The sequence below is a fragment of the Planosporangium flavigriseum genome, assembly GCF_011947225.1.
Taxonomy (GTDB): domain Bacteria; phylum Actinomycetota; class Actinomycetes; order Mycobacteriales; family Micromonosporaceae; genus Planosporangium; species Planosporangium flavigriseum.
On sequence record NZ_JAATVW010000022.1, the window covers coordinates 1 to 12,419 of the forward strand.

Genomic DNA, 12,419 nt, shown 5'->3' on the forward strand with positions numbered 1-12,419 from the left:
GCGATGCAGACCGGACGACGGAGGGTAGATGGCGCTCAGGCACCACTCGCTCAAGGACCCAATCGTGCGCAGCGCCACGGAATACGATCCACGCCTGCAGGTGGCTCTCCACTGCGCACGCGAACTACCTGAGGCAATACTCGCCCGTACTCCCGTGGACGCTCTTGTCGACGCCATCGTGGACGAATGTGCGGCCGCTCCGGTCGAAGTCGATCACGCGGGCCTGTGGGTAGAACAGGTCGAACTACAGCCAACCAATGGACGCGAGGAGCAGTTGGTCCAACTGAACCTCTGCGTAACGGTCGATGGCGCATCCAGCGCGTTAGGCCGCCGAGGAGTTCTCTCGGGTGGTTACACCGAGGGTGATAAGCCCGGTAAGTGGTACCTGACAGCGGCCGAGGGTACCAACGAGTAAATCGCTGACGCGATGGCCGACGCTGGGCGGTTTGGAAAGTTCGCCGAAGAGTTCCAAGACAGGCTGCGGCAGGCAGCGACTGCCGCCAACGAGGAGATCCAGCAGCATCGGGCGGACATGCGTTCGCAGGTGATGGCGATCGTGGGCGCACGCGCTCGTCGAGTGCTGGCCGTCCGCACGGCGACAGATGCGCTCAGCATTCCGGTCGCTCCACGATACGAAGATCAGCGTATTCCGCTACAACCACGCCGGCTCACCGTGGCGCAGTTGGATGCAGCCGTTGCCGCCGGAGCCACGGAGTGGCACCTCGCCCAGCAGATCGCCGACGACATCACCACCACGATCATGTCGGTCACTTCCGCGCTTGAACGACTCGTACGCTCAGCGAACAGGCTCGTTGGCGAGGACGAGGAAACTATCCGCGATTTCCTCCTCTTCATCCTCAACGCGAACTACCAAGGAGCAGCGACCGGGGAGACCTTCCTGGGGCGCGGCAAAACAGACATTTTGCTTCGCTGGCGCGACCGCGACGCTTTCATCGGGGAGTGCAAGTTCTGGCAGGGGCCCGCCAAGTTCGCCGAGGCGGTCGCCCAGTTGCTCGGCTACACGGTCTGGCGGGACACCCGAGTCGCGCTCATCTTGTTCATCCGTGACCGGCGGGACACCACGGCTGTCATCGACAGTGCCGGTGCGCATCTGGCCGGGCACCCCCGGCTGCTGCAGGCCATCACGCCAGACGAACCCGTCCGCCGCCGAGACTACTTGCTCCACGCGACCGGAGATCAGAAACGCGTCATCAGACTGTCTCTGCTCCCTGTCGTCCTGCCACGGCCGGATTGAGGGGCAGTCACGCGGAGCCGCAACCAGACCGGTGGGTCGATAAGGTCCTCAAACCGTGGGACCACCCGAAGACTGTCTGCGTCCGTCCATCCAGATGAGGATGTCCGCCACGCGGGTCAACGGCATCGCCTGCCCCCGGACCGGGTAAGAACCAGCGAGGCCCGCCATCCAGTCGCGGTTGGCATTCAGATCGTTGCGCATTCGCTTCCGGATGTCCTCCGCCTTAGCGGTCGCGTAGAACGCCTTCACCGACGAGTCGATGATCGGCACAGTCGGTGCTAACCGATGGAGCACCTTCGACACAGTCACGTCCGTCCACGTCCTATGGCGGTACGGTACAAACGGATCCGTCGCCCAAGCCGTCTCATTCGCGTTTCGCAGCGCGGGCATCGCCACCTGTACGTCGTCGCAGTCCTCCAGGCAAGGCAGTCGCCGGGCCTCGACGAGCGCAGCATCCAGGGCTTGTCGTAGACGGGTGAAGAGCGTCTGGGCTGTCGAGAACAAGGGGACGACGTCAGACCAACCCAGGTGGAGACTGAGCAGATTCGCCATCAGTACGTCTGCGGCGGTGAGGGGACCATCGTGTATGGGGGCTTGGTCGTACGTGGTGAACGCGTAGTTCCCGGCGGGGTCGGTATAGGCGTCCAGGTATTCCGGTGCCTGTGGCTTCAACTCCGCGATGGATCGAGGCTGCCTACCTCGCCGCGTTGGTCTCATGACCGAGCAGCGTACGTTCTCCGGCGTGGGTGCTAGATGAACGGCTGGCAGCGTGCACCCTGACCAGCGCACCTTTAGCCTTCGTGAGGTGGTGGCGGAGTGGACGTGAACGACGATTTGCACAGTCTGGCCGAATTACTGCGTGTTCGCGATGAGGCGGAGGCCAGGATTGCTGAGGTGACGGGGCGGTCAGCGAGGCAAGGAGATGTCGGCGAGTTCATTGCGTCTCGTGTGTTCGACATCGAACTCGCTGCCACTGCGACCCAGGCCGGCCATGACGGGGTATTCAGGTCCGGACCGCTCATGGGTAGGACGGTCAACATCAAGACCTACGGGGACGCCTTCACCGGTATCGACATCAGCCCGCATCCCTGCGACTACTACCTGGTACTCAGCGGGCCACGACGACCAGCCGGTACCGTCCGCCATCACCAGTGGCAAATATCGGAAGCGTTTCTGTTCGACACCGCTCGACTGCGCGCACTGCTGACTGAGCGGGACGTCAAGATTGGAATGGCGACGAGCGTACGCAAGTCCGACCTCGAAGCCGTCCGGGTTTTCCCAGAACCTGGCCCGAACTCGCCCCTGCTCCTCACCCCGGAGCAGGCTGCTCTTCTCGCACTCTTCGGGTGACCCGGCATCCGTATCTGTGCCTTCATCGCGACACGGTGCGGCTCTAAGGCACCCCGCACGCAGCCCTCAATCCGCCTCTTCAGCTGCCAGCGAGTTGAGAGACGCACGCAAGTAGGAGCCGCTGGAGACCCGGGCACCGGTTCATGACCCTGGCCATGCTCGCCCTTACGATCCTGGCCATTTTCACCGGTGCAGTCGCCCCGGCACCTGACCCCGACCCGCACCGCTACGCTCGCCAGCGCAACCTAATCACCCTCACCACCTCCAAGACCCCCGCCGACTCAACGTCCTAATCACCCAAACCTGTTCACGGCTTGGCCTCGTAACGAACAAGGCTGGGCGGTTCGCACTGCGGGTCGCGATCGCTGGTATCCCGTAGACCTCAACGGACTGATATTGGCAGCCCGACCCCGTCGGTAACATTGCAGGTCAGCAAGCGTCGTCCCCGCACGCGCGGGGGTTTTCCCTCGACCGCCGCGCGGCACGTGGCCGGCTGCTGGTCGTCCCCGCACGCGCGGGGGTCTTCCGCGCGGGAAGTCGGGCGGCTCGGACGGGGTGTCGTCATCCCCGCACGCGCGGGGGTCCTCCCCGTGAGACGGCCGTTCAGACGGCCAAGGCGGCCAGTGCCCCGCAGGCGGCCTCTTGGTGCTCGCGGGCCATCGCGGCGGAGGTGTTGGCGAGCATCACGTCGGCCAGGGTGTGCCAGTCGGCGCCGACGAACTGGAGGAAGTTAACGACGAGGGGTCGTCTCCTGCTCTGGGGCACGCCCAATGACGCCCGTACCGAGGTCTGGAAACCAGACTCTACGATCCATGGGTGGACGATTCGGCCGCGTCTTCGCAGCCAAACTGGTTTGCTAATTCCTTGATGATTTCAGGGGTGGGTGATGGAGCGCATCTGGCATTTTGTATCAGGTGAACGTGTCGGCTCGCTGAAATCTACGGAAGGTCGTCAAGGTGTGCGGGTTGGGGCATTGTCGGCCTCTCTACTGCTTAGCGTGCGAACACAACTGCGTAGCTGCGCTTTCTGCGTCGCTCAATTTCGTGTTGTTATGCTCCTTTGGTTTCGCGATTAATACTCTAGGAGTCGAAGGTCACCCAGCTGCAGGCAGATTGACTCCACCCGACCGCTTAGAGTGTCAGAGGCAACAATCTTCGAGGCTGCGACGAGGTTAGTAATCTCGCGCAACGACCATCGTCCGTCGATTCTCTGCCAAACCTCACGGGCGTCGCTGTTTAGGAGGTAGCGACCAATGAGCGTTTCGAGTAAGAAGCCATTAGGTTCGGAATACGTAGGAGGGCTGGCTGTTTCTGGCCGCCGTCATTGACCTCGCCTCCCGCCGCGTGGTCGGCTGGGCTGTCACCAATCACCTGTGCACCGACCTGGTCGACACCCCCCCTGTCCGACGCCCTCATACGGCGCCAGGTCGCCAACGGTCTGGTAGCCGTCGCACCGAATCGACGGCGTCCGAGCCTCTCAGCACTCAGCTCCTCAGTGTCAGACGCCACCGGGCGACCAGTGCCGCGACCTGTGAGGCATTGACCGATCCTGCGTCGTAGTCGACCCATCCGACGATCTGGTCACCACGGTCGTCGAGGTTCAGCACCAGATCGAATCTGGTGACTTCCGGGATGCCGACATCGAGGACCAGTTCTGCGCGCGCACCATGGGGCAGCTGCCACCGGCGCGGGCCCGGCGGCTGAAGCGTGAACATCATCTGGGCAAGCGGATGGTGCCTGCCGTTTCGGTCGACGTGGAGGCGTCGCAGCACGTCGGGGAGGGGCGCGGCGCGATGCCGCAGGGCCGCGGTGACGTCCTGCTGCGTCCGGTCGGCCAGCACAGTCAGGCTTTCCGCGCAGGTCGCCAGGGGCAGGAGAACGGTGTTGAGGAACAAGCCGACGCAGCTCGCCTCTTCGGCCGTGACTCGCGTGGACATCGGCACCGCCACGCACACCTCGGCGTCGTCGCTGCAGAACAGGGCGGCCCATGCGGCCAGCAGCACGGCGAACGGTGTCCCCCGTGCGTCCGTGGCCCGCTTCCGGACGGCGTTGACCTCCACCGCGTCCAGTACGACCGGGGTGCGGCGCAGTGCCGGCGTCGGATCGCGTTCCCGGCCCCAGCCGGCCGGCGGCCTGTCGGCCGACGGCGTCAGGCGCTCCACCCAGTAGGAAAGATCGCTGTCGACATCACGGTCGGCCGTCGGAAGCTCCCAGGGTTGGATGGCATACGGCAGGGTGTCCCCGCGGTACAGAGCGGCGAACTCCTCGAACAGCAACGCGATCGACCAGCCGTCGCAGCTGGCGTGATGCAGCCGGAACAGCATCCGGTGATGCTGGTCGCCGAGCCGGACGATGTCCACCACTGGCGTCGCGACCTCTCCGAACTCGTAACGGTCGGCAAGGCGACGCCCGCGCAGCGCTGGAAGGTCGATCGCATCGGCGTACGTGACTACCGGCGGAGCATCGGCCACGTACTCCTGCGTGATGTTTCGACCGGTGAAGTTGTAACGAGTGTGTAGTGCGGCATGACGACGGGTGAGTGCGCGAATTGCCAGCTCGGCGCCGGTCGGATCGAAGGGTCCGGTGATGTCGAGTTCTGTCAATACCCAGTGCGACGGTCCGTCCTCCGCGAGCCGCTCGTCGATGAAGATCTGCCGCTGCATCACGGTCACCGGCCGTGGACCGGTGGGCTCGCTCGCCGTGCGGCGGGGCACCAGAGGGCTGGATGCGACGATCTCGGCCAAGTGCTCCAGGGATGTCGCGGCCAGCAACTGGTCCGTCGCGACGAGCACGCCCAGTTCTCGGGAAATTCGAGCCGAGATGCGCGCCGCGGCGAGGGAATCCACACCGGCGGCCCGCAGATCTTCGACATGCTCGTCGGGCAGTTCGAGTTCCGCGTGCCAGATCGCCGCGAGGTCCGCCGCGTCGAGATCGGTCCCGGGTGCGGGCCTTCGGACCTGCGACGCGAGGTCGAGCAGCGCAGCGCGGTCGAGCTTCCCGCTCGGTGTCGTGGGCATCATCGGCAAGGGCAAGATCCGGTGCGGCACCAGGTGTGCGGGCAGATATTCGGCCAACCGCCGGCGGATCATGGCGATGCGGTCGGTATCGAGGTGGCTGGTGACGAAGCCAACCAGCCGGATACCCCCGCCGGCGTCCGCGCGCGCGACTACGGCCGCCTCGCGTACGTCCGGGAAGGCCAGCAGGGCGCGTTCGATCTCGGCGGGCTCTACCCGGATGCCGTTGATCTTTACCTGATCGTCGTTGCGACCCAAGTAGTGCAGCTGTCCGTCACGCCACTGGACGACATCCCCGGTGGCGTACATGACGGCGGCGCCACCCGGCTCGGGGCGGAACCGCTTGCCGGTCAATTCCGGCTGTCCGATATATCCGTGTGCCACGGCGATGCCGGCGACATGCAACTCGCCGGGCTCACCGTCCCGCACCGGATCGTCGCCAACGTTCAGGACGTGCACGCGGACGCCGTCGATCGGTGTTCCGATCGGCGGTAGCAGCGGCCAATGGTCGGGTATCGCGGGAAGTAGGTACCGGGTGCAGACGTGCGTCTCGGTGGGCCCGTACTGGTTGACGAGGCGACATCCGGGCAGGCCGGCGAACAGGCGTTTGATCCGGTCGTCGCAGCGCAGTTGCTCGCCGGCGGTGATGACCTCCCGCAGAGGCGGGGCGTCGGCTGCAAGCTTGTCGGCGAACAGGGCGAACGTCTGCAGCATGACGAACGGCAGATACAGCCGGGCGACTCGCTCCCGTGCCAGCAGCTTCCACAGCAGGACCGGGTCGCGACGCTCCTCATCGGTGAGGCAGAGCAGCACGCCTCCGGCCGCCAAAGTCGCGAAAATCTCCTGGAAAGAGACATCGAACGATATTGGTGCGAACTGTGCGGTGACCTCGCCCGCGCCCACCACCGAATCGCGGAGCTGCCACTGGATCAGGTTGGTCAGTGCCCCGTGTGTCTGCATGACCCCCTTGGGTACGCCGGTCGACCCGGAGGTGAACATGACGTACGCGATATCGCCCGCCGCGATCGGTGAATCATCCACGGCCGATGGGCCGTCGTGCGCCTCGTCGAGGGGGATCAGTGTCCGCTCGCCGGCCAGAACCTCGGCGCTCTCGCGGTGCCCGACCAGCACCGAAGCGCGGGCCTGGCTGAGCATGTACTCCAGTCGCTGCTGCGGATAACCGGCGTCGAGCGGCAGATAGGCGCAGCCGGCCCGCAGGATGCCGAGGATGCCGACGACCAGATCGGGGGAGCGCAGCGGGCAGAGACCCACCACATCGCCGTGCCGTACGCCGTGGTCACGTAGCTGTGTGGCGATCACGCCGGAGCGGCGCCACAGTTGGCCGTAACTCACGGATTCCGCACGCGCTCGCACGGCCGGCCGGTCCGGGTCATGCCGCACCTGAAAGTGGACGAGATCGACAACGCTCCGCAACCCATCGGAGGATTGCCGAATAGCAGCGTCGCTCATGTTCCCTCTCTACGCCACGGATTCGGGCCGGTGTGGATGGCGGGCGTTCGATTGGATCGTCGCCAACCGGAGGCGTTCCAGCTCGGCGTGCGGCTTCGACATCGACGGCTCGGTGCCAGTGCTACTGCGAGTGTTCGCCATAACGTTCAGTAACCGCCGACCGACCGCCAAGACCCACGTACCGGAGACGCCAGGAACCTAAGTAAGAGATCGTTGTGAATGCAACCTCTCGCCTCCTGTCTGGTAGGCATGACGTTCGGGTATCTACTCCGACCAGCACGGCACCATGGCTGAGCTGCATCGATGCCTTATCTAAACGGCATTGCACCGTAACCCAGTAGATCGGTCATCCCACCTGGAAGACTCCGGTGACCGAGTATCGGCGGTACATGTCGAGCACTGCTGACGTCGGGGGATGCAGCGGAGTAGGCGGCGCGTCCGGTGTCATGAAGCGAGCATCGATCACCTCTCGCTCATCCATCTGGATCACGCCCGACCAAGTCCTTGCCTCGAAGCACAGCGCAAAGCAGTGGAGGACGTCTCCATTGGGGTACTGAATCGTGTGCACTTCAGGATCTGAGAGACAGCCGAACGCGATGAGATCCTCTTCGGAGACCTGAAGGCCGGTCTCCTCGGCCAGCTCGACCGCCGCCGTCGATGCGAAACTGCTCCCCTCCTCGCATGCGCCGGCCGGGAACTCCCACAGACCCGTGTCGGCACGCCGCTGAAATAGGAGTCGCCCGTCATCGTCGACCACGACGACCTGAGCACCGGGCGCAAGCAACAGCCGTGATCCAACAAGGCGACGGATCGACCAGATGTATGAACCGACGTAACTCAAACTGCCTCCACTGCGGCCACGTCGGCCGCCAATCCGCCGTCGCGGAACGCTCGCCGACACTTGCTCAGAATAGCCTGCGCGTCGTCCCGATGGGCCACGCCGACCAATGACCCGCCACCGCCCGCTCCGCAGACCTTGAGGTGAAGATCGGCCTCTTCAAACGCGAGCTTCCGAAGCAACTCCAATCGGTCTGTCGACATATCCTGGCAGTCACGCATCGCTTCGTGGGCATCTGCTACCAGGGCCGATACCTCATGGAGCTGATGCGCAAGCAGGGCGTTCCACATGTCCTCGGTGATCGCGTCGACTCGGTGACAGTATTCCCCTAGTCGGGAATCTCCGGTCGCGACCTGCGTGCGTACGCACGCAATATGCCGCGCGGTGGACTTGCGGATCTTCGAATCGACAACTATCGCAATCCAGTCGGACGGGAATTCGACACGGTCGATGACGTCTGGAAGCCTGCCATCGCATCCTTGCGTCAGCACTGCACCCCCAAGGGCGATCGCGAGCTGGTCCATGCCACCACCGTGACACGTGGTGAACTCGAACTCATATGCAAGTCGAGCGATCTCAATGTCTCCCATTGGGGCGGCTTGACAGTGACTCAAGAAGAGCCTCATCAGCGCGACGACAAGGGCCGTGGAGGATGATAGGCCACCGCCGATGGGAGCGGCGGTACTGACCACCACCCCCGGCATCTGACCGCATATGTGTAACCGGTCGCACAAAAACCACCAGACCTCTCGAGCCACGGCAGCAGCGGTTAGGTCGTCCTCAGTCGCTGCGGCCTCGACTCCGGCCGTCTGAGCCGTCGTGGGCAAATCCACGGCGATACAAAGCGACCGGAGGCCGATCCAGTCCAGATCCTCGCCTGCGAGACAGATCCGCGCGGGGGCCGTCGCCGATCGAGTGATCATTTGATTCCAATGGCTCTGATGCGGTCCAATGCGTGGTCGATGTCGGCCTGGGAGACGGCGACCTCCGTGCGTCGGCTGGCGGGTGCATGTGCGGTACCCGCTCGCCAGACGACGGTCTGCTGATCCGGATGCCATTGGAATGCGCACGGCCGAACAGCTGGACCGCGGACGAAGAGCGTGATCGTGCCCGGTTCGACCGTCGTGGACGTCAACATTACGCTTGAGGATTGAAAATAGGCACTCCCGGCCACCACAGGGAATGCCATCTCGGTGCTGAATTTGCTCGGATCGATGAGCCCGCTCACTCTTTCGTCGGTAATGGGGATGTGTGTGTCGTAGAAGTCGGAGATGCCCTCGGGGTAGAGGTCCTGGTTCGGAGCGTGCACGTAATGCGTCATCCCGCCCGCAAGAACCATGGTGGCGAAGTTGAACCGATGGGAGTGAGGGGTGTCGGTCACCTTGTCGCGCCACACGTGCAGCCGAAGGCGAAACCCGGACTCAAGCTCGTCGCGAAGCACGAATTTGAACCGAAACTCATCGACCTCGGTCATGCGTGAGAGAACTGGATCGGCAAGCGATCGTTCGACGAGGCGGGCGAGCTCCGACCGATCGCCGGCATAGCTTTCGAGCACTTGAAGCGAGCTGTTCCTGGCGTCGGGCACGGTGACGCTCGGGTTCGAGGGCTGGCTGCTCATGATCGAGTTCACTGACCGTCTCCTTTCCGGTAGGTGTGATTTATATGCCGTTGGGCAATGGCAAGATGACGCCGAGTCCTGCGGCCCAATGTGCAACGCCATCGTCGTCAATTGTGCACACGGAGCCGGGCTCATCATGTTCGATCAACGTTGCGCCGATGACCATTCGATCCCAAACGGACAAGGCGGGCGCCGTTGTTCGCACGAGTTCTTCGATCTCTATCCACGAGGGGCGCCAATGCCGCCCCTTCGGTCCACTGGGGTCGATCATCTCTATGAGGCGATTGAACGACGCTGGCGCCACGAGATCGCGAAGACGCAGTAGACTGCTTTCGTAGGAAAGGTCGTTGGCCTCGCCCAGGCTTGCCATCTCCTGGATCGCCTTGAGTAACTCGCTCGACTTCGTTCCGCGGTATCCGGCGCCGATTTCACTGTAGAGTTGGCGACGATCGACACGTTCGAATAATATCGATGTCTCTCGAATCAGGTCGACCGGTTCATCGCAGGCGTGGACCATGGACATGGTTCGATTCGGGGCCGCGATGGCAGTGCGCAGGTGGCCCGGAGTCCTCAACTCCGGCTGCGCTGGTCCCTTCAGCTTGCGGAGTCTAACCGGGGCGGGCGTCTCATTGTCGAAGAGGTCGTCTCGACAGATCACCAGTACGCCTTCTCCCGCGCAGTAGAGTGACTCTGCGAGATCCAACCGGTCAAGTGTCGCAACATTCCATTGATACCGCCAGATCGTGTTGATCAGGTTACGAGTCAGCTGTACGCGGCGAAAGAGTATGGGCACGAAGGCGTGCGATTCAAGGAATTCGATGATCGGCACCGCCCTTCCACCGACGACGGCTTCCGGCTTTATGATGATCATTGCAACGCGCTGCATCAATGGCGAGCCGGCGTCACCAAGCACATCGCGGATGTCTCGCAGACCCTGCCGCAGATACGCCTCGGCCATGAACGCCTCGTATTTGTGATGCACTGCGCAGAGTGCTCTTTCGGCGTCGCATGGCGAGGGGCTGCTGATCAACTGCGCGCTCATTTGGCTGTGCTCCTCCAGATCACGCGCCCTCAGATGAAGGGATCGAAGTCCTCGGTCAGCACGACGTCATCGCGCTCGGCACCTGCGAGGATGGCCAGATTCGTCTGATGCCTCGCGCAGTGGAAAGAACAGTCGCGCCTGGGGTCGACAATGCCACGATCCGACGTCTCCCAGATCTCGTGAAACTTTTGTGTCACTGCGTCGCCCAGCATCGCCGCGGGATTGCCACGATGGTAGGAACAGACGTAGACCCCGGTGGGTGTGACAAGCGTGCGCAACTCGGCCACGCGACAACGACTGTATGGCTTGACCTGCACTGGGCTAGTGCCGCCATCGAGCGAAAGGTAGGTCGACGAGCACACGACCTCGAAGCCGTCGTTCTCAAGACTCCGGGCCGCCCCGAGCTGCGTGCGTATCTCGGCAAGAGTCTGGTCATCAAGCGTCACGATGTAGTGGTCGTCGTCAAACATGGTCTTCAGCTCGAAGTAGTCGCACCCAATCTGCTTGGCCAATCGCGCAGCCTCGTAAATCTCGCGATGGTTTGTCTCTGGCGCATGCTCGCCGAGTGCCGGGCGCGACATGGTCAGGAACGAATAGCCGAGGCTTCCCGTCTTCGCCGCGGCCAAGGCCTGCATGTTGCGGATGACCTTGTCGAACTCACTCCCGCCTTGCTTGTTTGGGCGGAACAATCGGAAGGTTTCCGGTGTGGCAGCGTCGACCGATACGCGGACCCAGGATGCATACTTTGCCAGGGCGTCGAGGTGGCGATCGATCATGGTTCCGTTGGTAACCACGCCAATTGCGATCGAGTTCTCGCCGAGGACGCGGATCACGTCCCCCGTTCCGGGATGAGCGAGCGGCTCCCCGCCGCCGATCAGCACGACCGCCTGCACGCCGCACTCGGCCAGCTCAGCTGCGAGCTCGCCGAGCCGCGCCTTGGTGAACCGCCCGTTGTTGAGCAGCTTGCCGCTTATGCACTCCGGACAGGCAAGATCGCAGAATGTCGTCGGATCAAGATCGACGACTAACGGAGCACTGCTGCGTTCGCCACGTGCGATGGTTTTCGCAGCTGGCCAAACTGAGTGTTGATAGATCTTCGAGGTGAGGTCCAGGCGTTGATGAGCCATGCACTGTGCTCCCATTGAGTGATGTGGTTCTCGGAATTACCGACCTACTTGGCAGTTGGGCTGGGTGAGACGGCGTCGTTTGCTGCGCGAAGCCCCGACCGGCACCAAGTGATGTCGCGGAGCGAATTAGACCGGCCGCGACACATGCCACTCATTGAGCGACAACTGATGCATTGAGCCCCGTTCGCAAATCAGTTGGCTGGCAACGTCATCACGATCGCCACGATCTGTCAAGGCACGTGACGGTGACGAGCGTCAGTTGATGTCCGTAGCCCGAGAAGCTGGCTCCCATACCCGTCCAGGTGAGGGGTTGACCGTGCCAATCTATAACGCTACTTCCACTGATTATGTGATCTGCATCACATTGTCTGATAATTTATGCTGTTCTATGCTCCTCGCTATTAGCTCGCTTACGTTTTGAAAGTCGCGGTACTAATGTAAGAACTCGGTGAGCGGCACATTCGCATTATCTTTACGGCTGGGTGTGCCGCAAACCGGGGTTGTACGAGCTTCTCGTCGAGCGTTTTTCCGTGACATGATGAGCTTGATCTGATCAATGGTGGCCTTTTTTGCGGAGGCATTCGAATGCTTATCGCAGACGCAAAGGTATGGATCCACGGGAGGTAACTTGCGAAGCTCGACGACGCCGGCGGGAATGGGCATTCGCGGAAGGCGGAGCGCTCGGAACGCGACTGCGGAGAAAGTA

Annotated in this window: 12 protein-coding genes; 3 read left to right on the forward strand and 9 right to left on the reverse strand. The window is 62.9% G+C overall.

The window, feature by feature from the left end; genetic code table 11:
- Positions 1–28: 28 nt before the first annotated feature.
- Positions 29–415 carry a hypothetical protein gene (locus tag HC028_RS23190; RefSeq protein ID WP_168079524.1) on the forward strand — a complete coding sequence of 129 codons (387 nt, stop codon included), beginning with the start codon at positions 29–31 and terminating at the stop codon, positions 413–415.
- 12 nt (positions 416–427) lie between these two features.
- Positions 428–1,255: a hypothetical protein gene (locus HC028_RS23195; RefSeq protein ID WP_168079525.1), complete on the forward strand. Its 828-nt coding sequence runs from the start codon at positions 428–430 to the stop codon at positions 1,253–1,255.
- Positions 1,256–1,303: 48 nt separating this feature from the next.
- Here the strand turns inward: HC028_RS23195 and HC028_RS23200 are convergent, their stop codons facing one another.
- Complete coding sequence (locus tag HC028_RS23200) at positions 1,304–1,972, reverse strand: DUF6308 family protein (protein WP_168079526.1); 669 nt, start codon at positions 1,970–1,972, stop codon at positions 1,304–1,306.
- Positions 1,973–2,071: 99 nt separating this feature from the next.
- Between HC028_RS23200 and HC028_RS23205 the strand changes: the two genes are divergently transcribed.
- Positions 2,072–2,605 (forward strand): hypothetical protein, encoded by a 534-nt coding sequence (locus HC028_RS23205; RefSeq protein WP_168079527.1) that lies wholly within the window; start codon positions 2,072–2,074, stop codon positions 2,603–2,605.
- 603 nt (positions 2,606–3,208) lie between these two features.
- On the opposite strand, the gene HC028_RS23215 is transcribed toward HC028_RS23205, so the two are convergent.
- The 8 genes from HC028_RS23215 to HC028_RS23250 all read right to left on the reverse strand — a co-directional run bounded on the left by HC028_RS23215 (position 3,209) and on the right by HC028_RS23250 (position 11,713).
- Positions 3,209–3,370, reverse strand: coding sequence for a hypothetical protein (locus HC028_RS23215; RefSeq protein WP_168079522.1), 162 nt, complete (start codon positions 3,368–3,370; stop codon positions 3,209–3,211).
- 306 nt (positions 3,371–3,676) lie between these two features.
- Positions 3,677–3,859, reverse strand: a complete 183-nt coding sequence (locus HC028_RS28800; protein ID WP_168079583.1) for a PqqD family peptide modification chaperone — start codon at positions 3,857–3,859, stop codon at positions 3,677–3,679.
- A gap of 229 nt (positions 3,860–4,088) precedes the next feature.
- The gene (locus tag HC028_RS23225) at positions 4,089–7,088 is read right to left on the reverse strand and encodes an amino acid adenylation domain-containing protein (RefSeq protein ID WP_239075571.1); all 3,000 of its coding nucleotides are present in this window, start codon (positions 7,086–7,088) and stop codon (positions 4,089–4,091) included.
- A gap of 346 nt (positions 7,089–7,434) precedes the next feature.
- On the reverse strand, positions 7,435–7,929 hold the full coding sequence (locus HC028_RS23230; protein ID WP_168079529.1) for an NUDIX domain-containing protein: 495 nt from the start codon (positions 7,927–7,929) through the stop codon (positions 7,435–7,437).
- Positions 7,926–8,849 carry a GHMP family kinase ATP-binding protein gene (locus tag HC028_RS23235; RefSeq protein ID WP_338091296.1) on the reverse strand — a complete coding sequence of 308 codons (924 nt, stop codon included), beginning with the start codon at positions 8,847–8,849 and terminating at the stop codon, positions 7,926–7,928. Before HC028_RS23235 ends, HC028_RS23230 begins: the two co-directional genes overlap by 4 nt.
- The gene (locus HC028_RS23240) at positions 8,846–9,556 is read right to left on the reverse strand and encodes a hypothetical protein (RefSeq protein WP_168079531.1); all 711 of its coding nucleotides are present in this window, start codon (positions 9,554–9,556) and stop codon (positions 8,846–8,848) included. Before HC028_RS23240 ends, HC028_RS23235 begins: the two co-directional genes overlap by 4 nt.
- Before the next feature lie 28 nt (positions 9,557–9,584).
- Complete coding sequence (locus HC028_RS23245) at positions 9,585–10,586, reverse strand: nucleoside-diphosphate kinase (RefSeq protein WP_168079532.1); 1,002 nt, start codon at positions 10,584–10,586, stop codon at positions 9,585–9,587.
- Positions 10,587–10,615: 29 nt separating this feature from the next.
- Entirely contained in the window at positions 10,616–11,713 is a 1,098-nt protein-coding gene (locus HC028_RS23250) for a radical SAM protein (RefSeq protein WP_168079533.1), read from the reverse strand.
- Positions 11,714–12,419 lie beyond the last annotated feature (706 nt).

What these genes read in the sequence shown, in the direction of transcription:
- HC028_RS23190 (WP_168079524.1), top strand. Translation starts at nt 29, where the DNA reads ATGGCGCTCAGGCACCACTCGCTCAAGGACCCAATCGTGCGCAGCGCC.
- HC028_RS23195 (WP_168079525.1), top strand. Translation starts at nt 428, where the DNA reads ATGGCCGACGCTGGGCGGTTTGGAAAGTTCGCCGAAGAGTTCCAAGAC.
- HC028_RS23200 (WP_168079526.1), bottom strand. Translation starts at nt 1,972, where the DNA reads ATGAGACCAACGCGGCGAGGTAGGCAGCCTCGATCCATCGCGGAGTTG.
- HC028_RS23225 (WP_239075571.1), bottom strand. Translation starts at nt 7,088, where the DNA reads ATGAGCGACGCTGCTATTCGGCAATCCTCCGATGGGTTGCGGAGCGTT.
- HC028_RS23235 (WP_338091296.1), bottom strand. Translation starts at nt 8,849, where the DNA reads ATGATCACTCGATCGGCGACGGCCCCCGCGCGGATCTGTCTCGCAGGC.
- HC028_RS23245 (WP_168079532.1), bottom strand. Translation starts at nt 10,586, where the DNA reads ATGAGCGCGCAGTTGATCAGCAGCCCCTCGCCATGCGACGCCGAAAGA.
- HC028_RS23250 (WP_168079533.1), bottom strand. Translation starts at nt 11,713, where the DNA reads ATGGCTCATCAACGCCTGGACCTCACCTCGAAGATCTATCAACACTCA.